Source organism: Paenibacillus sp. FSL P2-0121 (assembly GCF_037975345.1).
Classification (GTDB): Bacteria; Bacillota; Bacilli; order Paenibacillales; family Paenibacillaceae; genus Paenibacillus_AQ; species Paenibacillus_AQ odorifer.
In genome coordinates, this window is sequence record NZ_CP150245.1 from 5,683,918 (window position 1) to 5,709,858 (window position 25,941).

Here is a 25,941-nt window from a genome sequence, read left to right on the forward strand (position 1 = left end):
CGTTACTGCCGTATATATTCTACTTATGCTAATGTTAAGCAAAAATCCCGTTCTTTAACCTCATTGCTGTTCGAACCGACGAATAATTTAAATCGTCCCGGATCGCTGCTAAAGCTTAGATCGCTATGATAGTAACGAAGCTGCTGTTCGGTAAGTGTAAAGGTCACTTCACGACTTTCCCCTGGTGAGAGGTTGATTTTGGCAAAATCCTTCAGTTCCTTCATTGGTCTGACGACCTCTCCGGAAATGTCTCGGATATACAGCTGCACTACCTCTTCCCCATCCACTTCTCCAGTATTGGTCACCGTAACTTTTATTTCAATAGGCTGATTTTCAGTCATGATATCACCGGACAGAATTGGTTCACTATAGCTAAATGTCGTATAGCTCAGTCCAAAACCAAATGGCAAAAGCGGTTCATTAGGAATGTCCAGATATTGCGAGACATAACGTTTGTCGGCACCCGGAGCATGAAGTGGGCGTCCAGTGTTGAAATGATTGTAATAGACTGGAATCTGCCCAACGGATACCGGGAAAGACATCGTTAATCTTCCTGAAGGATTCTCATCTCCATAAAGTAGACTGGCAATTGCCGCTCCGCCTTCACTGCCCGGGAACCAAGCTTCCAGAATAGCATCTGCATGCTCGTACACACCGGCCAAGTCTAGTGGACGTCCATTAAACAACACCACCACGATAGGCTTATTCAGCTGTTTCAGACGTTGTAAAAGCTCAAGCTGCGCTTCCGGCAAACGGATATCTGAACGGCTGCCCGCTTCTCCACTCATCTCTGAATGTTCACCAAGCGCCAGTACAATCACATCAGCTTGCTTAGCAGCCGCTTCCGCCTCCAGCCACTGTTCCTCTGTAAAGCTATCGACTCCAGAACCTTCTGCAACAGTAATCTTACCCGCACCTGCGCGAGCTTGAAGTGCTGGTGCAAGACGGCTTGCCTCTTCCGTTGAACCCAACCACGACCACGGTCCAAGAATATCTCCGCTAGTAGCAAACGGTCCAATTAGCGCAATCCGTTGCTCTGCAGCAAGCGGCAGAACCTGATCATTCTTGAGCAGTACGCAGGATTTAGCCGCCAACTCACGCGCCGCATTTCGATGATCTTCACAGAAGATTACCTCACGCTCTTTCTCGACGTCAGCTCCGCGGAACGGATGCTCGAACAAGCCCAATCTTTGCTTCAATTTCAAAATACGAAGCACAGCTTCATCAATAATCTTCTCATCTACTTGTCCATCTGCAACAAGTGCCGGAAGCTGATGAACGTAACAAGCCGTCATCATCTCGATGTCTACACCAGCTTTGATGGCTTTAAGTGCTGCCTCAGCCTCATCCTCGGCGACACCATGTGGGATCAGTTCCTTCACTGCACCCCAATCCGAAATCAATACGCCATCAAATCCCCATTCTTCGCGAAGCAGCTGGCGAAGCAGCTTGACGTTGCCGCTTATCGGAATCCCATCAATCGTATTAAATGAAGTCATGACCATTTCTGCACCTTCATCCAGTGCTGCACGATAGGCCGGCAGATAATATTCACGCAGCTGCCGCTCCGATAAATCCACCGTATTATAATCGCGACCGCCTTCGGATAGACCATAGGCAGCAAAGTGCTTAATACAAGCCGCCAGACGATCCACATCACCAGTCAAGTCGCTTCCTTGAAATCCGCGCACAAACGCACGGGCAAACCTACCATTCAAATATGGATCTTCTCCTGTAGATTCCATTACTCTTCCCCAACGTGGGTCCCGTACAAGATCCGCCATTGGCGCATAAGTAACGTGCACACCGGAGACCGCCGCTTCTTTAGCCGCAATCTCGGCGCTCAGCTCTGCGCGATCCATATCCCAAGAGCAGCCAATTGCCAGCGGGACCGGAAAAATCGTCTTGAAGCCATGCACAATATCCGCCATCATCAGCAAGGGAATGCCCAATCTATTTTTGCGTAAATGGGCTTCCTGAACCGCGATGACTTGCGCTGCACCTGATAGACCAAGTACAGAGCCGCTGCTCTCGATCATGTGGTCCGTAATTCCCATGGATGCCATAGGGCCAGTGATTTGTCCTCCATCCTCTGCCCCTTCATAGAAATTAGCGGCTAGCTGCTGCAATTGTGCAATCTTTTCTTCAAGCGTCATCTGGTTCAACAAGGTAGTCAGTTGCTGCTCATTCATTTCAAATCCTCCATTGTTCAATTCTGCCGATGCCTATGAATGGAAAAACCCGTGTGCAAGAATTGCACGCGGGTCCTGTAGGTTCATTCCTACATGCATAGGGCGAAAGCTATTTTTTTAGATTGTTTAGTTCATCTAGAACCGGCTGAACGAGGGATTGTTTGCTCTTAACCCATTCTTTCCAGTTCGCCTCTAGATCGCCTGGTTTCAAAATCAGGTTAGTGTATTCTGTAGCATAGTCAAAGGAAGCCTGATTTTTAGCCTTGGAATCATACAACTGGTAGTCCCAGTCATATTCTGCCGTTGCTTTGTCTTTTAACGCAAGCTCAGCTTTTTCCTTGAACAGTTCTACAGAACGATCGCGATATTCTTTTTTGATCGCAGGGTTCACGACACTAAAGTCATCCGCCAAGACATACAGTCCTTCAAAACGGTTCGGATATTTCTTATCCAATGTTGTTCCTTCAGGGAGTAGGCTGATTAATTCGCCATTTTCGCCTTTTTTCCAGTCTGTTCCTTCAAAGCCCAAGTTAACAGTCAATTGACCTTCTTTACTTGTTGTATATTCCATGAAGTCCATAATCCGTTCAAATTTCTCTTTGCTAATATCTGGCGAGAAGATTACAGCAGACCAGAAGTTAACTTGATCAAGGTTACGATATTTACCGTCATCGCCAAGTACAATAGCTGTGTGTACTAGGTCATCACTATTTACACCTAGGTTATCTTTCATTTTAACGTCCATGTCTTTTCTGTAAGAAGCCAAACCACCTAGACTCGTAATACCGGAAACACCGTTAACTGTGAACTTTTGGCCAGATTCACCATTTTTCCAAGTATAAAACTCAGGGTGCAGTAATCCTTCTTTATAAGTAGTTTGAAGTTCTTTCAGTGCCGCTAACGTTTCATCGTTGGCTGGACCCCATTGGTATTTGCCATCTGCATCTTTATAGAATGCTGACTCTACTCTGGAATGCACGCTATTAGCCATTACAATATTAGTCAAAGCATCGTTGATGTCATAAGAAATAGGAATGAGTTTATCTCCTACCTTGCCAGGGTCTTTCTCTTTAAGCAATCTAGCAAATTCCATCAGTTCTGTAGTAGTGTAGGCATCCTTCAATTCAAAACCAACGGCTTTAGCCCAGTCAGAACGCAGAGCAATTACTCCGATTTGGTTAATGAGCGGATCTGCCGGCTTGTTCTCAAAGTATACCGGTCTTGGCAGAACATAAGTGCCACCTACCGCTTTCTCCAATTCATCGCCAAGTCCTGTCAACTTATAAGCGGCTGCCACATTCGGCCAGCGTTCTTTCCAGTCATCTGGCAGCTTGTACAGCAGCCCTTGATCAATGTAATTAAGCGCATCACCGTGAACATAGTTCCAGCTTGCTACGTCAGGAAGATCACCAGAGTTAATCCATAGGCGAAGCTTCTCAGCCCATGAATCCCATTCAATATAGTTGTAATCCCATTTAATATTGAACTTATCCGTAAAATATTTATGATACACGTTATCAAAATCAGATTCTGTTGTCTTAATGGTACTGGCTAACGAAATCTTCAACTCATCTTTATATCCATCTGTTGGATTGCCTGAATTTCCGCTATTAGCATTGTTGTCTGAGCTTGAGCATGCTGCCAACATGATTGGAGTAAGACATAAAACACCGGCAAGGATTGACTTTACAGATTTTCTTTTTAAAATATTCATTTTGTCCTCCTTAAATTGTGTGACTGACCCTCTTTTATATGGATAAATCATAAACCACTAGGTCTTGATAGCCCCTGTAAGTACCCCTTTGGCAAAGTGCTTTTGGAGCATTGGGAAGAAACACATAATAGGAACCATGGTAACGAATACTGCCGCCATTTTCATACCCATGGAGAATGATTGTTTACCCACTGCGTCAACACTTGTGGCATTCGATGCATTCACTTGGGCTTCCATAATGATAGATCGCAACACGTTCTGCAGTGGCATCTGATCCGCTTTCCGCAGGAAGATCATGGCGTCATACCATCCATTCCAGAAGGCTACTCCGTAGAACAATGTGATGGTAGCTACGATTGGAGCAGATAATGGCAGGACTACAGAGAACAGGATTCTCCATTCCCCAGCACCATCAAGTCGCGCAGATTCCATCAGGGACTCAGGCAGACTGCTAAAATAGTTCGACATCAGAATCAGGTTAAACGCACTGAAGCTTCCAGCCAGAATAACTGACCAAAGGTTGCCTGTCAGATGCAGATCCTTCATCACCAGGTACAAAGGTACAATCCCGCCATTAAAAATCATTGTGAACAGGACAAGCATAAAAATCAGCTTTTTACCCGGGAATTTATTGCGGCTAAGGCCGTAAGCCATACTTGTCGTTAAGAACAAGCTAAGCGGGAGTCCTAAGATTAAGATCTTAAAGGTATTCCAATACCCTGTCCCGATCCGCCCATCAGCAAAGAGTGCCCGATAGGATTCCAGTGTTGGGTTCTTCGGAAATAACATCATAGGGTTATCAGCGTATTCTTTTTGCGTAGAAAAAGAAATCATAATGACATTCCAGAATGGAATAAGAATGGCCAAAGCGCCTACACTCAGAATTACGAAAATCACATAATCCATAGCGGTCATTTTTTTATGGTCTTGCATAATTGTCAGCTTTTTTTTACTCATACATTTGCACTCCTTTCTTACCGGAATAAACCGTCTCCGCCCATAAGTTTGGCAGCTCTGTCTGCCAGAATCAGCAGAATCATATTAACAAGTGAACGGAACAAACTGACTGCAGTGGAGAATGAAAAGTCTGTTGAAGACTGGAACGTGATTCGGTAGATATACACATCTAGTACTTCCGAGACGTTTTTCGTTGCAGCGTTGCTCAAGTTAAAGATTTGGTCAAATCCAGATGACATCAGGCCACCGACAGAAAGGATAAACATAATCGTAATCGTCGGAAGAATGTTAGGCAGAGTAATGCGGAACATTTGCTGCAAGCGTGTAGCACCATCAATCTGTGCGGATTCATATTGGTCTGTATCAATACCAGAGATAGCGGCCATAAAGATAATGGCGCCCCAACCTGCTGATTTCCAGATATCCGTAAGATACAACATCGGAACGAACATTTTTTCAGAACCCAGGAAGTTAATGCCTGTCCCGCCAAACATTTGAATGAGGCTGTTAACCAGACCATCATAGGAAAGCACATTGATAACAACCCCGGATACTACGATCCATGACAGGAAGTTCGGAAATGTAAACACCGTCTGTAAAGCTTTTTTGTAACGATTCATGCGCAGTTCATTCAGCAGCAATGCCAATATGATTGGAAAAGGGAACTGAATAATCAGCTTACCGATGTTAATGGTTAACGTTCTCCATACGGCGTCAATAAAAGCTGGGTCACGGAATACATAGGTGAAATTCTCGAATCCGCTCCATGGGCTGCCCCAAATTCCTAAATTCGCTTTAAAATCTTTAAAAGCCAGAGATAGACCACCCATCGGCAGATAAGCGAATAGGAAAAGCCACACTAGTCCAGGAAGCACCAGAGTATAGACCATTCTGTTCTTCCAGACTTCTCTTAGGAACAGTTGGAATCTGCTGTCGTTCATTTTTTTAGCCGGTATTGCAACTTCGGATTTCAATTTGCATCTCCTCACTCTGCTTATGTCTTTTAGTTGTACAAGAAATCAAAGGTTGTCTTCAGATGTTCCTCCCAGAATCGCCATTCATGAGTTCCAGGGGTCTCAACATACTGAAATTCATAAGGGGTCGTCTCCAGATAAGCAGCGAATTCCCGATTCATCTCCACAAACGGATCTTCCGAACCACAGCAAGTCAGAATCGAAGGCAGGTTACGTTTATCGTCGACCAATTTAGCGGCTAAAGCGTACAGATCCTGATCCGGCTTAATTTGTAAGCGTTTTCCAAAAGTACCCGCCATCTCCCTCGCCATGTCCTTGGACATTTGCGGATCGTTTAATCGTTTCTGGAGATCGGTAACTCCTGATAACGAAACCACTTTGCTGTAACGCTCGGGATAGGTAAGTCCACATTTCAGAGCGCCATACCCGCCCATCGATAAACCAGCGATATACGTCTTCTGCGGATTATCATCCAACCTCATCATTCGGCCACAAAGCTCGGGAAGCTCATGGGTCACATAGTGGAAGTAATCCAGTCCGTACTCCATGTCTGTATAATAGCTCCTGTTTACTTGGGGCATTATGACTGTACAACCATATTGACTTGCATACTGCTCAATAGTAGTCATCCTGTGCCAAGTACTGGCGTTATCACCAGCACCATGCATCAGGTAGAGCGTTCCTCCAGACATGTTGCCTGAATCGACGGGGGAGATAATACTGATGGTCGTTGTCATTCTCAAGGTAGGAGAGCCTGTCTCAACTGTTAATAATGCCATGAGTTATCTCCTTTTCGTTCTTATTCATTTGTTTATTTTCTTGCAAGATCCCCGCTTAACCAGTACGGATTCGAATACCATATGTTTGTTTTGCGAATCACCTGTGATCAGGTCAAACAAAATTTCAACACTGGCCTTCGCCATATCCACTCCGGGTTGGCTGATCGTATCCAGAGATGGATGATAATATTCTGCCATTTCAATCCCGTCGAATCCGATAATCGAAACATCATTTGGAATTGATAAGCCCAAGGACAATAACGCCTTAGCCGCCCCAATGGCAATCGTATCTGATGCAGCAAAAACAGCAGTGATATCTTTTTTCTTATTGAGCAGACGTTTGGTAGCTGTAAAGCCAGAGCTTGGACTATATTCACAATCCTCTACCATTGAAGGGTCGTACTCAATTCCATGCTCCTCAAGCGCTTTGATATATCCCATAAGCCGCCGATTACCTGTTGTATTTTGCACCAGAGGAAATCTGGCCAAAAAACAGATATTGCGATGTCCTAATGAGATTAAATAGCTGACAGCCTTATAAGATTCCTGAAGATCATCAATGATCACGCTTGAAAAAACAGCAGGATCGACTTCTTTTGTAGTCGTGATGGTAGTCAGAACAAATGGAATTTTTAATTGTTTGAATTTATCTTCGGAGTGATCATACGTTCCGCCCATAAAAATTACGCCATATAGATTTTTTTCTTTTACAAGCTGTAGAGCGATATCGATCTCGTCTACTCCATCTTCTACATGCTGGATCATTAGCGGACATCCCCGCAGGTTCACCTGGCGTTCAACTTCTTTGATCATGTCGGCAAAAAACGGGTTTGAGATCCCTTTTACCATTAGTGCTATGGTATTGGATCGCGTTTTTTTCAAGTTGCTTGCATTACCGTTTGGAATATAGTTATGTTCTCTAACAACCGCCATCACTTTAGCTCTAGTTGTATCGCTTACAACACCGCTATTATTGATTACTCTGGAGACTGTGGCGATACCCACGCCTGATAGCCTTGCAATATCTTTGATATTCATATTTACCTTGCTCCACTCCTATGATGAGTCCCCCCTTCACCCGATGAAAATCAGGTTGTGGAAACGCATGAAATGATGGGAAACGTTTCCCACGACATCATTTTGAGTCCTTAGCGCGTTTTTTTCGCTTACTTCGTCCATTATGAACAGGTAATTTTTATAAGTCAACTAAAAAGGCAAAAAAAATTGTGATTCATCACTTTTTATTTGGTTAAAATTACAATAAGTCTATAGTTATTCAATCTACAAATTAGAAATAATTGGTATTTATATATCAAACAATAGTTTTCCTTGTTTTATTGACTTTAAAATAAGAATGGAATACCATCAATTTAGCGATTTTTATCGCAATAACAGAAAACGTTTCCACTCATTTTTCTAGTTTTTCTTTTTGTCACTTCGCTATCCTAGCTAGGAATATCAAGAGAAAGAAGGACTCTTTTTATGTTGAACATGGCTCCATTCGCAGCTAAGGCTCGTGAACGAAACCTGAATATCTTCAATGTTCGTGTGCTTCAAAACGGTAACCTTGTGGGAAAACTGGATCTCACGGAGGATATTCGGCGCTTGCAGCATTCCGTCAGCAAGTCTTTTACTTGTATGGCAGTAGGTCTTGCCATTGATGAAGGGAAGCTGACACTGGAAACAACGCTTAGAGATGTTTTTCCGGAGTATGCCTCTCCTCTTAAACAAACACCTCCTTCCATGCAGCCCGGAGATATAACTTTGTTCGATTTGCTGCGAATGAGTACAGGGCACGACTCCCCTCCATTTTGGGCTGAAGAGAGATTAGCCTTGAAGGATAAAAATTGGGTGCAGCATTATTTGTCTCTGTCTTTAGACAGAGCTCCCGGAGAGAAATTTACATACAGCAGCGGAGATACCATTATGATCTCTGCAATGGTGCAAGCCCGCGTCGGGCAAACCGTAAAGGATTATCTGGTACCTCATTTGTTTGCACCTCTGGGCATAAACAATGTCGATTGGGAAACAACACCTCAAGGGGTAACCCTTGGCTGTGCCGGACTTCAGATTAACACGGAAGAGTTAAGCCGGTTTGGACAGCTGCTTTTACAGCAAGGAAAGTGGCAGGGCCAGCAACTAATTCCCGCAGCATGGATCGATTTTGTTACACAAAAACAGATCGACAATGATGGAAACGACGACTGGGGAGAAGGATACGGCTGTCAATTCTGGCGCTGCTCCCACGACGCTTACCGTGCCGATGGCGCTCATGGACAATTCTGTCTTGTGGTGCCGGACGCTCAAGCAGTCATTGCAATTAACAGCATGGAAGATAGCATGCAGGGAATCCTGGATACCGTCTGGGAGGAAATCTGGCCGCTTCTTTAGGAGCGGTCTTTTTTTATGGCTTGAGGTTAGCGTGCGCATAATGGGTAATTTACATTCTTCCGCGATTAGTACTTAACACCGCCAAGTAACCAGCGCTGTTTGAGGCTGAGGAGGCTTGCGGACTCAGATGACGTTATTTACTCTTTTATCGCCTTTTGAGCAACGTTTCGGACTCCAGCGCAGCTATTCCTGAGAAAGTAGCTCATTTGGGGCACATTTGGTACCAATAGCGACGATGGAGTCCGATGACATCGCAAATCCCGCACTTTTCAGCATTTAAGGTCCTCTGTGTCCGATAGCTGCTGCGTATGTGCAAAATAAGTAACTCAACAGATGATAAGTAACTAAACACGCCCAAGCGTTCACACCAATAAATGCTCAAACCGTATGTCCCCAACGCCAAACACGCCATGCAGTCAACACCAATAGATGCACAACACCAAGTAACCAGCATTACTTAGACTGAGGAGGCTTGCGGACTCAGATGACGTTATTTACTCTTTTATCGCCTTACGAGCAACGTTTCGGACTCCAGTGCAGCTATTCCTGAGAAAGTAGCTCTTTTGGGGCACGTTTGGCATCAATAGCGACGATGGAGTCCGATGACATCGCAAATGTGGCGCTTTTCAGCATTTAAGGTCATCTGGGTCCGATAGCTGCTGCGTATGTACAAAATAAGTAACTCATCACACCAAGTAACCATTACTTTCTGAGGCTGAGGAGGCACGCGGACTCAGATGACGTTATTTACTCTTTTATCGCCTTTTGAGCAACGTTTCGGACTCCAGTGCAGCTATTCCTGAGAAAGTAGCTCATTTGGGGCACGTTTGGCATCAATAGTGACGATGGAGTCCGATAACATCGCAAATGTGGCACTTTTCAGCATTTAAGGTCATCTGGGTCCGATAGCTGCTGCGTATGTGCAAAATAAGTAACTCATCACACCAAGTAACCATTACTTTCTGAGGCTGAGGAGGCACGCGGACTCAGATAACGTTATTTACTCTTTTATCGCCTTTTGAGCAACGTTTCGGACTCCAGTGCAGCTATTCCTGAGAAAGTGGCTCATTTGGGGCACGTTTGGCACCAATAGCGACGATGGAGTCCGATGACATCGCAAATGTGGCACTTTTCAGCATTTAAGGTCCTCTGGGTCCGATAGCTGCTGCGTATGTGCAAATGTGATCTAGTCGCTCGAAGTTTGATGTTCAATGATGGTTAGCAGCTCAACACACCAAGTAACCAGCATTACTCAGACCGAGGATGCTTGCGGACTCAGATGATGTTATTTACTCTTTTATCGCCTTTTGAGCAACGTTTCGAACTCCACAGCAGCTATTCTTGAGAAAGTAGCTCATTTGGGGCACGTTTGGCATCAATAGTGACGATGGAGTCTGATAACATCGCAAATTCCGCATTTCTCAGCATTTAAGGTCATCTGGGTCCGATAGTTGCTGCGTATGTACAAATGCGGGCTAGATGCTGGAAGTTTAATGTTCAACGATGACTCGAATTTCGACGTTTAGATCAAGAAGGAAGACAAAGCACCCCGTGTGTGACCTCGAACTAAAACTCGCGCACGCAAAAACAGCCTTCCCGAAGGAAGGCTGTTAATTGACGTCCCGGAAGGGATTCGAACCCCTGACCGTGCGCTTAGAAGGCGCATGCTCTATCCAGCTGAGCTACCGGGACATATAAGAAATAAATACTATGTATTGACGCAACGATATTTATTATACCTTATTCAGCGGATTTTTCAAGTCAAAACAACTTAGAAAAATAATAAAAGTGTTTCCGGTGCAGCTTTTTCACACATCAGCGTAACCACAGGAAATGAAAAAAACGGCATTTCTGCCGTCCTTTTCAGCCATTCCAGTGTGCGTTTTACAAACCTTCGATATTTACTCCAGCTTTCGAAAACGCTTCTCCAGCTGCTTTTTTAAATCCCCAAAAGTGAGTAATTCTCGTTGAAACTTGGAATGCTCATCTTCTGGCGACATGAAGTTACTGCCTGTAAATGCACTTGAGGTCACATCTTGAAAAGCGTCATGCATATTGTTATCAAACCAATCGGTGGAGGTATCAGCATCATTAGTCAGAATACGGACAATCTCATATCCTTCTTCACGCCGATCCTCAACGATATACACCAAAAGCGCAGGATCACTAACAGCACCCGGCAAAACACCCACTTCTGCACAAGGCGCACCATCGTACTCCATCATTCTGCGAATTTTGGCGTCTTTAATATAATACACCTGTCATCCTTCCCTCCTGGCAAATTCCCCTCTCCCCTAGTGTTCGGATAAGGACATACATTTTATGCCTTCCTTCGGCATATATCTGTATTACTTGGCAAAAAAGTAAGGACAACAATCGCACAAAAGAGAGGATGAACCATCATGTGCGGAATAACCGGATTTATCCAGTGGCGCGGAGATCTCACTCAGCACTCGCAGCTGCTGGTCAAAATGACTGAAACTTTAGCAAACCGCGGCCCCGATGCAGCCGGAACCTGGATCTCAGGCCCCTGTGCTTTCGGTCACCGCAGACTTAGCGTTATCGATCCGGAGAACGGTGCCCAGCCCATGATCACCCGCCATGAGGAACAGGTATACGCGATTGTTTACAACGGCGAATTATATAACGCCCTCGAACTCAAACAGGAACTTAAGCAGCGAGGGCATCAATTCCGCACCCAGTGCGATACAGAAGTGCTTCTGCATTCCTATATCGAATGGGGGCCGGATTGCGCAGAGAAGCTCAATGGAATCTTTGCTTTTGCAGTATGGGACGGTCTTCGGGACCAAGTCTTTTTTGCACGTGACCGTTTAGGTGTGAAACCCCTGTTCTACAGCAAGGTTGATGATGTCCTGGTTTTTGGCTCAGAGCCTAAAGCGTTACTACAGCATCCCAAGGTACAACCAATCGTCGGTCCTGAAGGTCTCGCAGAAATCTTCATCATCGGTCCAGCGCGTACACCGGGTCATGGTGTTTATAAGGATATGCAAGAGCTTCGTCCAGGTCATGCTATGATCTATAGCCGTGAAGGTCTGCGCAGTTATGCCTATTGGAAGCTGGAGAGCGCAAAGCATACTGACAATGAAGCAGAGACAGCCGCTAAGGTGCGTGAACTGCTCCAAGATACACTCGAACGCCAACTGGTCTCAGACGTCCCTGTTTGCTCTCTTTTGTCGGGAGGGCTGGATTCCAGTGCGCTGACGGCACTTGCAGTGGATTACTACAACCGGAATGGTCAGGGACAAGTGGATACTTATTCCGTAGACTATGTAGATAACGACAAACATTTCAAAAGTCATACTTTCCAGCCGGGAGCAGATGGGCCGTGGATTAAACGAATGGTCGATGAATTGAATACAAACCACCACTACATCTCGTTCGATACCCCGGAGCTTGTAGAAGCGCTGGATAATGCATTGTACACTAGGGATTTACCAGGGATGACCGATGTGGACTCTTCTTTGTACTTATTTTGCCGGGAGATTAAAAAGAACGCGACAGTAGCTATTTCCGGTGAAGCGGCGGATGAGATTTTTGGCGGATACCCTTGGTTCCACCGTGAGGAAATGCTCTCCTCAGGCACTTTTCCTTGGTCAGTTGCTCCGAAAATGCGTGCAAGTCTACTTTCCCCAGAAATTAACGAGTGGATTCGTCCACTGGAATATTTGGGTGACAGATATAGTGATGCGGTGGCTGAAGTTCCGAAATTGGATGGAGAAACAGGAAAACAAGCACAAATGCGCGTAATGTCCTATCTGAATATCACCCGCTTCATGCCTACTCTACTAGACCGTAAAGACCGAATGAGCATGGGCGCAGGGCTAGAGGTACGTGTTCCTTATTGTGATCACCGACTCGTTCAATATGTATTTAATATTCCGTGGGAAATCAAGAATCTGGGGGGCCGTGAAAAAGGGATTTTGCGTAAATCTCTTGAAGGCATTCTTCCAGACGATGTGCTCTACCGCAAAAAAAGCCCTTACCCCAAAACTCATAATCCTGCCTATTTAAATGCGGTACGAACTCAGGTATTAAACATTCTGGATGACTCCACTTCACCCCTACTTCCGCTAATTAATGCTGCCAAAATCCGTGAGATCGCCGCTTCCCCAGAATCCTCAACCAATCTGCCTTGGTTCGGCCAGCTCATGTCCGGTCCTCAGCTGTTTGCTTACCTCGCCCAAGTGGATCTCTGGCTGCGTAAATATAACGTCTCCATCCAATAAGCGCGTAGAGAACTGAGGTAATCGACAAGCCAAACAGCAAGTCCCCGTATCCGGTGGCTTGCTGTTTGGCTTGTATTTGCAATGATTACTCTACGATCTTATCTGAACGATCTTTAAAAGTTAAAGTTGTCCGGGTCCGGGCCAAATCGATGGTCTTTGTTCAAGCCCTCGATAGCTTTGACATCCTCGTCACTAAGCGTAAAGTCAAAGAATCCGGCATTCTCCTTGATTCGATCCGCATGTACGGATTTAGGAATCGTAATGACACCTTGCTGCAAATCCCAGCGAAGTACAATTTGAGCAGGGGTCTTGCCATACTTCTCAGCCAACTCTTTTAAGAGCGGTAGATCAAGATTCCCCTGCATTAATGGACTCCATGCTTCAAGCTGAATACCCTGTTCATTGGCATATTTCAGCAGCTCGCGCTGAGTCAACAGCGGATGGAATTCCACCTGATTCACCACAGGCACCACTCCGGTATCCTCGATGATATCTTTCAGATGATGAACCTGAAAATTGCTCACGCCGATAGATTTGATGAGGCCTTCTTTTTGCAGATGAATTAAGGCCTTCCATGTCTCACGATATTTCCCTGCCACCGGCCAGTGTATGAGATACAGATCTAGATAGTCCAGACCCAGCTTGCGCCGGCTATCCTCGAACGCTTTTAGCGTAGATTCATAACCTTGATCAGGATTCCGTACTTTAGTTGTAATAAACAACTCATCCCGGGCCACTCCACAATCACGAATAGCTTGTCCTACGCCTTCTTCGTTATTGTATCCGGCTGCCGTATCAATACTGCGATATCCTAATTCCACTGCGGTTTTGACCGCATGAATAACCTCTTCGCCATCTTTAGTCTTATACACGCCAAGACCCAGCCACGGCATGGTCACCCCGTCATTTAAAGTAGGACCACCCGAGAACGGTGCATTCAATTCACTCATCGCTTAACCCTCCAAGCTTATTGTTATTTCGTTAAACATACTTAACCTATTTATCCACTTAAGAAGCAAACGCTACCATAAAAAGTATAGCAGATGGCTTCATCATTCCCCAAATCCTTACAAAAAAACGGAGGCGTAAGCGCCCCCGCTCTTCTTTATTTCTCAATTAGTTTGAAATCATCAAAATGGAATTCAGGAGAAACAATACAGGATACCAGCGTTGGCTCTTTGCCTAACGAGCGCGCGGCCTGCCATACTCCCGCTGGAACAACCACTTGTGGCTGCTGGCCTGCAGCAATATCGAGACCCAGAATAACTTCCTGCACATCCTCAGGCTTATCTCCATTACCTCCGAGACTTAGCACGATTGGACTACCGGAATGCCACAACCAAACTTCATCGGACAATACAGTATGCCAATCAGATTGTTCGCCTTCGTGAAGTAAAAAATAAATTGAAGATGCCGAATGACGTGATCCAGAATAGCTATCGCCTAACACTTCCTGCGAAATTTCAAATTCCGAATTCCAAAGTCTTTTGTACCAACCACCCTCAACGTGAGGCTGTAATCCAAGCAGTTCAACTAGCGGTGAAATTTCTTTTTGCGTCACAGTAGCTTCTCTCCTTCAAAGTTAGCATGAACAACAATAGCTTCGTATGCATAAGGTTGTTTTTGCTTTTTACTTTAACGGAATAAGCTCGAATTGTAAAATCTATTTACTGTCCTTGCTCGCTTTGAAGACTTCTGCAATCGCTCCAAGACTTCCCAGCGTTTCAACAGCGCTTGTTGGCAAGAACACTTTATTAGCAGGACCTTTGGCAATCTCAGCCAGAGCCTCGAAGGAACGATAAGCCAGAACATGCTCATCCAGACCTGCCGAACGAATTAGCTCAATGCGTGATTTTTCTGCTTCTGCCACGGCTTGAATCGCTTTAGCCTCACCGTGTGCTTCCAGCTCTTGCGCCTGGCGAGAACCCTCCGCTTGACGGATACGCGCTTCTTTATCGCCTTCTGCTTTTAGAATCTTACTTTGTTTATCCCCTTCAGCGCGTAGGATCATATCCTGCTTGGCAGCTTCCGCCTCCAAAACAATGGCACGTTTGCTCCGCTCTGCTTTCATCTGCTTATCCATCGCTTCCTGAATATCCAACGGCGGTTTGATATCGATAACTTCCACACGCTCGATCCGCACGCCCCACTTCTCAGTAGCTTCATCGAGAGCAAGACGAATATCCGTCGAAATCTTTTCCCGTCCAGACAAGGTCTCATCCAATTCCAGCTTACCGATGATTTGCCGCATTGTTGCCGTCGAAATGTTTCTTACCCCATACACATAATCAGAAATACCATAAGTAGCTTCCTCTGGTCCAACCACCTGGTAGAAAATAATCGTATCAATCTGCACCTGCACGTTATCCTTTGTAATTACCGTTTGTGGAGGTACATTCGCTTGTTGAATCCGTAAATCATGGTACGTGCGCACCTGATCAATTACAGGAATCAGAATGTTCAACCCCGGTGTCAGCAGACGATTAAATTTACCGAGCCTTTCCACTACGCCTACCCGTTGCTGTGGTACGATTTTGACTGTTAATGCCACAAAAACTACGACCACTACAATAATAATTGCGATAATTGCCCATTGCATTAGTTCATTTCCCCCCATCGTTCTACTTCGATAATCGTCGTGCCTCTTTTCACTACTCTTACAACCTCATCCTTGCCCAGATTCTGATCAGAGCTCGCGCTCCACGTATCTCCGCCTACCTTCACTTGCCCGTAACGTCCCTGCTCTATCGGCTCAACAACTACTCCTTGCCTACCGATGATTTCTGTACCTGTATCCTTGAACCCACGTGAATGGCGAAATCTAGAAACCAGTGGTTTCGAGAATATAGTCAGACCAAGTGCGACCAGTGATCCAAGGACCACCTGAAACAAAATGGCTTCGGGAACAATCAGCGACACCAAACCTGCGGCCAAAGCACCAATACTAAGCCACAATAAATAAAAAGTAAGCGTCATCATCTCAACAACAAACAGGACACCGGCTGCGATCAGCCAAAACACCCACACAACCATCGGTGAGCCCACCACCTTCCGTATGATACTACTATAACGAAAAGAAACATCGATGCGTTGCATAGTTCCATAAATAAATATTTCAGGCATGTATATGATTTATATTCATTACATCGGTGGTTATGTGTTTCTTCATGAGTTTCTTGATAAAAGGCGAGTATACAAATCCAAAAGGGTTCACTTTTTGAAGAGTCACTATAAATTAGAAAATTCTCCCCCTATATCACCTGATTTTATCCCTAGCGCAATTGCAAGCTATGCTTGAGAATAAGAGTTACCATCACCCATTTATATCTAATTCATCCTAATTATCCAACTTCCAAACAACCTCCTCTATTCATTCAAACCATACACAGCATGTTACATCTTTTAAAATCCAAGAAACAGCAGCACACAAAAAGCATAAAAGAAAGCGCTTACTGATTGGGTAAGGCTTGATTTGGACCGCTGCTTATTTGCTGCTGAATCTACGAATTGAACTTCAATAGAATGATAGGGACGCCAAGGGTGATGGTGCAGTACAACCGACGGGAGGTGAAGGTCAGGACATCTTGCCGAAAAGAATTTCGAACTACACTTTGAATCTAGGAGGTAGAAATTCAATGATCTTCACGAAAAAAGCTTCACGCAAAACCTTTGCAATTGCGATGATCGCCGCGCTTGTTCTGACACTCTTTTCCACCCTGGGCGGCAGTCCCAAAACAGCCAACGCCGCACAGGATTACAAACTGGTTGGTTATTACGCTTCATGGGCCGCTTACGGACGTGCTTACAATGTAACTGATATCGATCCCACCAAAATGAATGTCATTAACTACGCTTTTGCGGATATATGTTGGAATGGCATCCATGGCAATCCCGACCCCACTGGACCTAATCCGGTGACCTGGTCTTGCCAGAATGAGCAAGGCCAAGCCATCAGCGTTCCGAACGGTACGATTGTTCTTGGTGACCCGTGGATTGACACTGGAAAAAGCTTCGGGGATGACAAATGGGATGATCCCATCAAAGGTAACCTGAAGCAGCTATGGAAGCTGAAGGAAAAGAACCCGAACCTGAAGACCCTAATCTCCGTTGGGGGCTGGACCTGGTCGAACCGTTTCTCGGATGTAGCTGCGACAGCTGCGACCCGTGAGGTTTTTGCCAATTCCGCGGTTGATTTTATTCGAAAATACAAGATGGACGGCGTGGATCTCGACTGGGAATATCCAGTAAGTGGTGGACTCGCAGGCAATAGCTACCGTCCTGAAGATAAAGAAAACTATGTACTGCTGCTGCAAAAAGTTCGCGAAAAGCTGAATACAGCCGGCGCGGCGGATGGAAAAACCTATCTGCTGACCATTGCTTCCGGGGCAGGCCCAACGTATATCAACAATAATAATCTGGCTGGCATTGCTTCCGTTGTCGACTGGATCAATATTATGACCTATGACTTTAATGGGAGCTGGAACACCACCACCGGACATAATGCTCCGTTGTACTATGATCCCGCAGCTTCCGCTTCGGGCTTAACCGAACCGCAAAATTTTAACATTGATAAAGCGGTAACCTCCTATCTTGCGAATGGTGTACCTGCGAACAAGCTTGTACTTGGCATGGCTTTTTACGGTCGTGGTTGGGGCGGAGCTCCTGCTTCAGGAAACGGCCAATATCAGGTGTCCGCTGGCATCTCACCAACGGGTACATGGGAAAAAGGCAGCTATGATTTCTATGATCTCGAAGCCAATTATATCAACAAAAACGGTTATACCCGCTATTGGAATGATACATCCAAAGTGCCTTATCTCTATAATCCAACAAATCAAACCTTTATCAGTTATGACGACGTAGAATCCTTTGGCCACAAGATCAGCTACCTGAAGTCCAAAGGTCTTGCAGGTGCTATGTTCTGGGAAACAAGTGGTGACCGGAACAAAACACTAACCAATAAACTAAACGCCGATCTTGGTGGCGGAGTGGTGCAGCCGACACCGACACCATCCACATCACCAACACCTACACCAACTGCAACCGCTACACCTACTGCAACTCCAACTGCAACACCAACACCAACACCAACGCCAACTGCAACCGTGACGCCAACCCCAACGCCTACACCGGGACAATGTTCGGCAGCGACCTGGGGTGCAACAACCGTATACACTGGCGGACAGCGTGTCTCCTACAATGGCTCAGTCTATGAAGCCAAGTGGTGGACGCAAGGGGATCGTCCTGATCTTAGCGGAACTGATGGGGTCTGGAAATTCATCAGCGTATGCGGAACAGCGACACCAACACCAACTGCAACTGTGGCCCCAACTTTAACACCTACGGTAGCACCAACGGTAGCACCAACGCCTACCGCAACCGTTGCACCTACGCCTACTTTAGCGCCAACACCAACTGCAACCGTTGCACCTACACAAACTCCTTTACCTACCGCTACGCCTACTTCGGAAGGGTCTAGCTGGGGAACAGGCGTTGCGTACAAAACAGGTGATGTCGTCGCTTATAACGGAAAAACATATACCTGCTTGCAGCCCCACACTTCACTTCAGGGCTGGGAGCCAGCCACCACACCTGCGCTATGGAAGCTCAATTAAAGACTTGCAGGAAGCATCGTTCCTGAAATAACATTATCCCCCTTTGGAGGTATATTAAATATGATTGCAAAAGCACGTGCTAAGCGCAAAATATCCATAAGTTACCTTGCTGCGCTAATGAGCCTAATCGTTCTGGTTCCACTTTACACCGGGACAGGTGCATCCTTACCAGTGGCCCATGCCGCGGAAACAACACCCTCCGCTCCCGCTCCAGCAGCTGATCACCCTCGTAAAATCGTTGCTTACTTCCCAGAGTGGGGCGATCAGGAGAACAAAGGATTTTACACCGTAGACAAGATTCCGTGGGATAAAATTACCCATATTAACTACGCCTTCGCCAAGGTAAATCCTCAAACGAACAAGATTGATCTCATGGACCGTACAGCTGCAATCGAAAAAGACTATCCCGGTCAGCTGACCACCCTGCCTTTTAAGGGGCATTTTAACCAACTGGTTAAGTACAAACAGCTCTATCCTGATGTCCGCACCCTGATTTCTGTTGGCGGCTGGTCGGGTTCCGGAGGGTTCTTCAACATGGCGAATTCAGAAGCCGGGCGAGAAGCTTTTGCCAATAGTGTTGTGGATTTTCTGCGTACCTATCAGTTCAACGGAGTAGACATCGATTGGGAGTACCCTTCTGGCACTGGGCAGTCCGGTAATCCTAACGATTTTGCCGTGGCAGAACCGCTGCGTACCGTAAATTACAACAACTATGTTCTTCTTATGAAAAAACTCCGCGAAAAGCTCGATCTGGCAGGTTCACAAGACAATCAGAAATATGACCTGACTATTGCGGCCACCGCCTCTTCCTGGATTCTTGGGGGCATGAAGCTTGGGGAAGCCAATCAGTATTTAGACTGGGCGAACCTTATGACCTATGATTTCCATGGGGCTTGGAATGGATATGTAGGGCCGCATTCTGCACTGTACCCGGATTCCCGCGATACTGAAACTGCTGCGCTGGGCACTCCGGTTCTAAATACCGACTGGGCGGTCCGATACTATCTTGGAACGCTTCCTCCGGAAAAAATCGTGATCGGAGTTCCTTATTATTCACGAGGCTGGAAAAATGTGAATGGAGGCATCAACAATACCGGCCTTTACGGCACAGCTCCGACAACCGGTGGGGGAGCAGATGGCCAATACGGGATCTGGAATGATCCCGCACCAGAGCAGCCTGCTGGTGCAAATCCGATCTGGCATGTGCTAAATCTGCTCAAAGATCCAGCGAATAAGCGCTACTTCGATCCTGTTACCAAAACACCGTACTTATTCAATGCAGACAAGAAGATTTTTCTTACGCATGAAGATAAGGAATCTCTTGGCTACAAGCTGGATTACATCAAGCAAAAAGGCTTGGGAGGTATGATGTTCTGGGAACTAACGGGCGATTACTCTGAGCAGAGCGATGGCACTTATACGTATGGCAATTCTCTGACCGATTTTGCCTATGATCAGCTGAAGACAGCCACGCCACCGGGTGGAGCTCCTAAGCCGCAGTTGCCTGAACCTAAAAACTTCATCCTCAGCTTCAGCGGCGCCTATGATCATCCGAACTATACCTATTCATTAAAAATAACGAACAATACCGGCACAGATATTTCCGGTGGCTGGAAGCTGGAGTTCGACCTGCCAACAACTACAACCCTAACCTCGGCATGGGGAGCCGGTAGCGTTGAGCAAATCTCCACGGCCTGGGATTTCAACCGCTACCGTATTACAGGTACAGCTACTCAAACTATTGCGAATGGAGCTTCACTTGAAATTCCGGGTATGATGAAGCTGAACTTTTCAGGCGGTCCACAGCGAATCACCCTGAACGGAAACTCGTCCCAACAGGAATACGATAAACTGTACGGAGGCATTACACCTACGCCAACACCAACACCGTCTGCATCACCGACACCGACACCGACTCCGACGACTACACCTACAACAACACCGACTCCGACGGCAACCGTGACGCCAACGCCAACTGTAGCGCCAACACCTACTCCTACGCCGGGACAATGTTCGGCAGCGACCTGGAATGCGGCAACCGCATATACTGGCGGACAACGCGTTTCCTACAGCGGCTCACTCTATGAAGCCAAGTGGTGGACACAGGGAGACCGTCCCGATCTTAGCGGACCGGACGGTGTCTGGAAATACATCAGCGTGTGTGGAACAGCAACTTCTACACCAACGGCAACTGTAGCTCCAACAGTAACACCGACTTTGACACCAACGGTGGCACCGACGCCTACTGCAACCGTTACTCCAGCGCCTACGGTGGCACCGACGCCCACCGCAACCGTAACACCGACGCAAACTCCATTACCGACTGCTACTCCTACTTCGGGAGGGTCTAGCTGGGTAACAGGAGTTGCTTATAAAGCAGGTGATGTCGTCGCCTACAGTGGAAAAACGTATTCCTGCTTGCAGCCTCACACTTCACTTCAGGGGTGGGAGCCAGCTTCCACACCTGCTCTTTGGAAGCTGATATAATCCGGTACTCTCCTTGATTCCAACAAGGAGAACATCCCATTATTAGTGCAGAGGCATTCTCATCCTTTGGGGCTTACGTTACCCCAGTTGACGTTATTTACAAATTTCAAGCCTTTGGAGCTGTGTATCGGACTCCAGTGCTGCTATTCCCTATAAAATGCTTCTTTCGGGGTGTTTTTCGTGCCCATAGCGACTTTGGGGTCCGTTCGAATCTCAAATATCGGATAAAGCTGCGTTTAAGGTCAGCTGTGTCCGGGTAGCCGCTTCATACGGGTGAATGTGCTAGAATCGAACGAAGTTTGATGCTTTGTTTAAGGGGAAGGAATAAAAAACGGGGGTGCCCAGCAGCCATTTCGCGGCTTTTGGACACCCCCACTTTTATATAAAAATCTATTCCTGCGATAGGCCGCCTTCGGCTGCCAGTTTTTTCTCCAGCTTTGCCGTCAGCAGTCGCAGTGCAGTTCCTCGATGGCTAATCTGCTGCTTCTCTTCCAGCGTAAGCTCGGCCATAGTTTTTTCATGTTCCGACAGATAAAATAGCGGGTCGTAACCGAAACCGCCAGCACCTGATGGTTCTGAAGTAATCCAACCTTCGACCGCACCTTCTGCGGTTAGCTCCTGCTTGGAAACTGGATCGTACAGCGATAAAGTACAGACGAACCTAGCCGTGCTCAGCAAAGGCTGATCTGTGTCTTCCCCCTGTTTCAATCTCTCTAGCTCGCTAAGCAGCTTCAGGTTATTTTCCCCATCCGTAGCGTCTTCACCGGCAAAACGTGCAGAGTACACACCCGGTCTGCCATCCAAAGCATCTACACAAAGACCCGAATCATCAGCGAGTACCGGAATTCCAAGTGCATCACCTACGGCTTTGGATTTTTTAAACGCATTCTCTGCAAAAGTAGCCCCGTCTTCCACCACATCGGGCAGATGCGGATAGTCATACATACTCTTAACTGTCAGGCCCAGCGGGGCAAAAGCGTGCTCGAATTCGCGCACCTTCCCCTTATTCTTCGTTGCGACAATGAGAATATTGCCCTTGGAATTCATGTTACACCTCTTGGCCCGGTTGGCCGGAAGGGATTTTCAGAGCAATCGCTCCGAGCGCTTCTTTTTGCGCCGCAATCAGTTCATAAATTCCCTTCTCACCTAGACCTAATAATAGGTCCAGCTCTTGACGCGAGAATGGTCTTTCTTCGCCAGTCCCTTGTACCTCAACAAAAGCACCGCCGCCGGTCATGACTACATTCATATCCACTTTGGCTTTAGAATCCTCTTCATAATTCAGATCGAGCAATGTTTTATCTCCTACAACACCTACACTAATTGCTCCCAAAAAGTCTGTTATAGGAAAAACAGCCAGCTTGTGCTGTAGTGCAATTTTATTAATAGCAAATGCCATGGCAACAAAAGCGCCTGTTATCGAAGCCGTCCGAGTTCCCCCATCCGCCTGAATCACATCACAATCCAGCGTAATACTGCGTTCACCTAACGCTTGTAAATTCACCACGGAGCGAAGCGCACGGCCGATCAGCCGCTGGATCTCCATTGTACGTCCGGTAAGTTTACCGCGTGCAGCTTCACGTTGATTACGGGACTGGGTGGCCCGAGGAAGCATCGAATATTCGGCAGTTACCCAGCCTTTTCCTTGTCCTTTAAGAAACGGAGGCACTTTTTCCTCTACAGTAGCCGTACAAATAACTTTGGTGTCTCCCATCTCAATGATCACGGAGCCCTCAGCATATTTATTCGTTTGGGTCGTTATTGTCAGCGGCCGTAATTGGTCGTCAGTTCGCCCGTTTGATCTCATCTTTTCTGCCTCCTACATCGTATAGCTAATAGTTTAGTGTGAGTCCCGTTTCCCTGTTGTTCATTGCGGCAGTTCACCGTTCGGGACGTTACGTCTTTTTGAGCAACTTTTATTCTACCAAAGAGGAGGCACAAAAGCATCTTTTAAACCTTAGAAGGTCATTCTATAACGGGAGCTCGTTCAAAAATTCAGGTGCAGAAACAGGTTTGCTATAATCCACATTGTCAGTGTCAGTAATCGATTGTTTGCCGTTCAAACGAATTTGAACCAGAGCATCTTCCGTATTTTGCGCAACAGTCAGAACAACCGATTCCAGCAATTCGGCAGGAACTTCCTTCCCATCTGCGAACATATCGTCAGTCAAGGATACAGTAACAACACCGTTTTGTCCGGCTTCAACCGAATCAAGTGATGTGCCCTGTGTCATAACCATTTCCAGACCGTCTCCGGATTCAGGTCCCGCAATCAGTTCATTGATAGCAGCAGTCAGCTGCTCTTGCCCTGCGGGTACAAAGCGCGTAACCGGAACATAATATTGGATACCGTCAGGAGATGTTGTGGAAAAATAAACAGTAACCGCACTAGAGTTCATCAAAGATGGACCTTGTTTTGGCAGGTTAATGCCCATTGTGCGGGACAGCGGGCGATCCAGCGGAGTGCCTTGAAGCGGCATTTCCGTAAGCTTTTTACCATCTACCCAGAACTGCACACCTTTAATGTCATCTTGACCGGTAAGTGTCCAAGTGATCGCTTCAAGGATTTTGCGTTCATCCGCAGCATCATAGTTGTTAAATTCCGAATTGAACTCAACAACTGCCAAATTCGACTTGTCTACCGTAATGCTTTGCACCTCAGTTCCAGCTGGTAGAATGCCTTGGAAACCTTCTGGCAATGAGGACGCATATTCTCCCTTATTCACTAATGCCATTAAAGAGTTCTTGAGCGTGCTGGAATCTTTGCTTTTTGGCAGATTTAGCGACACTGGAGCGAGTAAGCCATTTCCATCTTCCAAATATACGGTCGTCCGGTCACCGGAAGCCGTTGCTTTATCCGTTGCTTTAGCGGTTTTGGTGCTGTCCTTCACAACTGCTTGTGCATCATCCTGAGCCACTGGACCAAATACACCTGAATCCAAAGAGTTATTTCCCTCTGTCTGTAACATCTGCGCTTCAACCTCAGGTGGCGGAGCATCAATCGATGCTGATTCCGAACCGAACAAGCCGCAACCGGACAGTGCCAGTGGAACTGCGAGTAGGCAGACTGCGGAAATCCCGCGGATTTGTTGCATTGTTTTCATCATTTATTACCCCTTTCAAGGTTAGATAGCATTTGTACTGCTATGTATACGAGACCTTTGTCCAAAAAATAACAACTGCTTATCCTAAATTGTTGGAAAAGCCTGTGCGCTTTATTTTCAGGTTAGGTTGGATCTAGATTTTAATTCATATAGACTCCGTTTTCTGGACAAATACTTTTTCTAAACGTACAATCTGAGATAACACCAGCGCTTAACATCATGCTAACGAACGTTGTAATGCAAAGACTTAACTTACGAGGTGACTAATCATGGCTGATGAACCAATCGCAAAAATACCTTACAGTCTGAACAGCAAGGCAGTCGCAGATGCGACCAAAATGTGGTTGAATAAGCGTGGAGTGAACCTGCAGGAAATCGCAGAGCTCGTTATGTTTCTGCAAAAAAAATATTATCCAAACTTAACGATGGAAGAATGTGTCCATAACGTTGAGATGGTACTCAGCAAACGAGAAGTGCAAAATGCGGTACTTACGGGCATTCAATTGGACATGCTCGCGGAGGAGGGGAAGTTGTTTCCACCGCTTCAGGATATGATCGAAAATGATGAGGGATTATACGGAGTGGATGAGATTCTGGCTTTCTCCATCGTAAATGTATATGGCAGCATTGGCTTCACCAACTATGGTTATGTGGACAAGCTTAAGCCAGGCGTTCTTGAACGGTTGAACGACAAAAACACCGGACAGATCCACACCTTCCTCGACGATATCGTCGGCGCGGTAGCCGCTGCAGCTAGTAGCCGAATCGCACACCGTAAGCAAGCTGAGCGTGAGATAGACCTCGAACTTCCGCATTCACCTGAGGATCGCGAAGAAACTGCAAGGAAACTTGCAGAACATGAAAAACAACCGGAGTAACCGGTGTTTTGGGTACACTCTAAGAATTAAAAAGCGATTGTTTCGTAACCCTTGCGGGTTATGAGACAATCGCTTTTTTTGAGGTTGGGTTGGGTTGGGTTGGGACCGTTTTAGGGAAAAACTCCCTAAAAAATACCGAAAATCGTTCAAAACCTAAGTTATTAGGGAATTCTTCCCTAATAACTCTACGAAAACCTTAATTTATAGCTACATTCGTAGATTATTAGGGAGAAATTCCCTAATATCCGCTCTACACCCCCACAAACCTCGAAAAAAGGGATGAATTCCCCAATTAGTAAATATCAGCAATTAGTTACTCGGTAAGATGTGTTTCTACCCACGAATAGCGGCATCTGAGTCCGAATGATCTGTGTGACACATGAGTAAGTAATCAAATCTGAGCCCGAATGATCAGCTTGACGCATGAGAAAAGTAATCAAATGGTAGTTGGTAATGCGTTCGGACTCAGGTGACACTATACTCACATATCCCCATTGATTTGGACACTTTCGGACTCCAGAGTCGCTATTCACTCAAAAATGACCAATAACTACCCATTACTCTAGCAATAACGCCTCTCCGGTCCGATACTCACCTCAAAAG

General features: G+C 46.2%; 19 protein-coding genes and 1 tRNA gene. 5 read left to right on the plus strand and 15 right to left on the minus strand.

The features are described from left to right. Window positions 1–23 precede the first annotated feature (23 nt). From bglX to MKY54_RS25140, 6 genes are all read right to left on the minus strand, one after another. Window positions 24–2,192 carry a beta-glucosidase BglX gene (gene bglX, locus MKY54_RS25115; protein ID WP_076281897.1) on the minus strand — a complete coding sequence of 723 codons (2,169 nt, stop codon included), beginning with the start codon at window positions 2,190–2,192 and terminating at the stop codon, window positions 24–26. Between the two features lie 109 nt (window positions 2,193–2,301). Next, on the minus strand, window positions 2,302–3,906 hold the full coding sequence (locus MKY54_RS25120) for an extracellular solute-binding protein (protein ID WP_076129208.1): 1,605 nt from the start codon (window positions 3,904–3,906) through the stop codon (window positions 2,302–2,304). Between the two features lie 57 nt (window positions 3,907–3,963). After that, the gene (locus MKY54_RS25125) at window positions 3,964–4,863 is read right to left on the minus strand and encodes a carbohydrate ABC transporter permease (protein ID WP_036686985.1); all 900 of its coding nucleotides are present in this window, start codon (window positions 4,861–4,863) and stop codon (window positions 3,964–3,966) included. A gap of 17 nt (window positions 4,864–4,880) precedes the next feature. Then, window positions 4,881–5,804: an ABC transporter permease subunit gene (locus MKY54_RS25130; protein ID WP_036687012.1), complete on the minus strand. Its 924-nt coding sequence runs from the start codon at window positions 5,802–5,804 to the stop codon at window positions 4,881–4,883. A gap of 62 nt (window positions 5,805–5,866) precedes the next feature. Then, window positions 5,867–6,616, minus strand: coding sequence for an alpha/beta hydrolase-fold protein (locus MKY54_RS25135; protein WP_339188278.1), 750 nt, complete (start codon window positions 6,614–6,616; stop codon window positions 5,867–5,869). Window positions 6,617–6,640: 24 nt separating this feature from the next. Next, window positions 6,641–7,654, minus strand: coding sequence for a LacI family DNA-binding transcriptional regulator (locus tag MKY54_RS25140; protein WP_076142395.1), 1,014 nt, complete (start codon window positions 7,652–7,654; stop codon window positions 6,641–6,643). Between the two features lie 444 nt (window positions 7,655–8,098). On the opposite strand from MKY54_RS25140, the gene MKY54_RS25145 reads away from it, so the two are divergent. Further along, the gene (locus MKY54_RS25145) at window positions 8,099–9,007 is read left to right on the plus strand and encodes a serine hydrolase (RefSeq protein ID WP_339188280.1); all 909 of its coding nucleotides are present in this window, start codon (window positions 8,099–8,101) and stop codon (window positions 9,005–9,007) included. A gap of 1,618 nt (window positions 9,008–10,625) precedes the next feature. Here the strand turns inward: MKY54_RS25145 and MKY54_RS25150 are convergent. Both MKY54_RS25150 and MKY54_RS25155 read right to left on the minus strand, forming a co-directional pair. Then, window positions 10,626–10,699 (minus strand) — tRNA-Arg (locus tag MKY54_RS25150). A gap of 209 nt (window positions 10,700–10,908) precedes the next feature. After that, window positions 10,909–11,265, minus strand: a complete 357-nt coding sequence (locus MKY54_RS25155) for a hypothetical protein (RefSeq protein ID WP_036686975.1) — start codon at window positions 11,263–11,265, stop codon at window positions 10,909–10,911. A gap of 144 nt (window positions 11,266–11,409) precedes the next feature. On the opposite strand from MKY54_RS25155, the gene asnB reads away from it, so the two are divergent. Beyond that, window positions 11,410–13,254, plus strand: a complete 1,845-nt coding sequence (gene asnB / locus MKY54_RS25160) for an asparagine synthase (glutamine-hydrolyzing) (protein WP_339188283.1) — start codon at window positions 11,410–11,412, stop codon at window positions 13,252–13,254. 113 nt (window positions 13,255–13,367) lie between these two features. Here asnB and MKY54_RS25165 read toward each other — a convergent pair whose 3' ends face one another. The 4 genes from MKY54_RS25165 to MKY54_RS25180 all read right to left on the minus strand — a co-directional run bounded on the left by MKY54_RS25165 (window position 13,368) and on the right by MKY54_RS25180 (window position 16,377). Beyond that, a complete protein-coding gene (locus tag MKY54_RS25165) occupies window positions 13,368–14,204 on the minus strand; it encodes an aldo/keto reductase (protein ID WP_036686969.1) in 837 nt (278 codons plus the stop codon). Between the two features lie 155 nt (window positions 14,205–14,359). Beyond that, window positions 14,360–14,815: a cupin domain-containing protein gene (locus MKY54_RS25170; protein WP_036686965.1), complete on the minus strand. Its 456-nt coding sequence runs from the start codon at window positions 14,813–14,815 to the stop codon at window positions 14,360–14,362. A 102-nt stretch (window positions 14,816–14,917) separates the two neighbouring features. Beyond that, complete coding sequence (locus MKY54_RS25175; RefSeq protein WP_076129203.1) at window positions 14,918–15,853, minus strand: SPFH domain-containing protein; 936 nt, start codon at window positions 15,851–15,853, stop codon at window positions 14,918–14,920. Next, complete coding sequence (locus MKY54_RS25180; RefSeq protein WP_248549552.1) at window positions 15,853–16,377, minus strand: NfeD family protein; 525 nt, start codon at window positions 16,375–16,377, stop codon at window positions 15,853–15,855. The genes MKY54_RS25175 and MKY54_RS25180 overlap by 1 nt, the downstream gene beginning before the upstream one ends. 512 nt (window positions 16,378–16,889) lie before the next feature. Between MKY54_RS25180 and MKY54_RS25185 the strand changes: the two genes are divergently transcribed. After that, window positions 16,890–18,869: a glycosyl hydrolase family 18 protein gene (locus tag MKY54_RS25185; RefSeq protein ID WP_339188287.1), complete on the plus strand. Its 1,980-nt coding sequence runs from the start codon at window positions 16,890–16,892 to the stop codon at window positions 18,867–18,869. Between the two features lie 60 nt (window positions 18,870–18,929). After that, window positions 18,930–21,356, plus strand: coding sequence for a glycosyl hydrolase family 18 protein (locus MKY54_RS25190; protein WP_339188290.1), 2,427 nt, complete (start codon window positions 18,930–18,932; stop codon window positions 21,354–21,356). 390 nt (window positions 21,357–21,746) lie between these two features. Here MKY54_RS25190 and MKY54_RS25195 read toward each other — a convergent pair whose 3' ends face one another. From MKY54_RS25195 to MKY54_RS25205, 3 genes are all read right to left on the minus strand, one after another. Beyond that, the gene (locus MKY54_RS25195; protein WP_076220464.1) at window positions 21,747–22,403 is read right to left on the minus strand and encodes an XTP/dITP diphosphatase; all 657 of its coding nucleotides are present in this window, start codon (window positions 22,401–22,403) and stop codon (window positions 21,747–21,749) included. Between the two features lies 1 nt (window position 22,404). After that, window positions 22,405–23,163, minus strand: coding sequence for a ribonuclease PH (rph, locus tag MKY54_RS25200; protein WP_036686952.1), 759 nt, complete (start codon window positions 23,161–23,163; stop codon window positions 22,405–22,407). Window positions 23,164–23,326: 163 nt separating this feature from the next. Further along, window positions 23,327–24,460, minus strand: coding sequence for a GerMN domain-containing protein (locus MKY54_RS25205; protein WP_312151619.1), 1,134 nt, complete (start codon window positions 24,458–24,460; stop codon window positions 23,327–23,329). A gap of 269 nt (window positions 24,461–24,729) precedes the next feature. On the opposite strand from MKY54_RS25205, the gene MKY54_RS25210 reads away from it, so the two are divergent. Then, window positions 24,730–25,338, plus strand: a complete 609-nt coding sequence (locus MKY54_RS25210; RefSeq protein WP_339188294.1) for a phosphatidylglycerophosphatase A — start codon at window positions 24,730–24,732, stop codon at window positions 25,336–25,338. Window positions 25,339–25,941 lie beyond the last annotated feature (603 nt).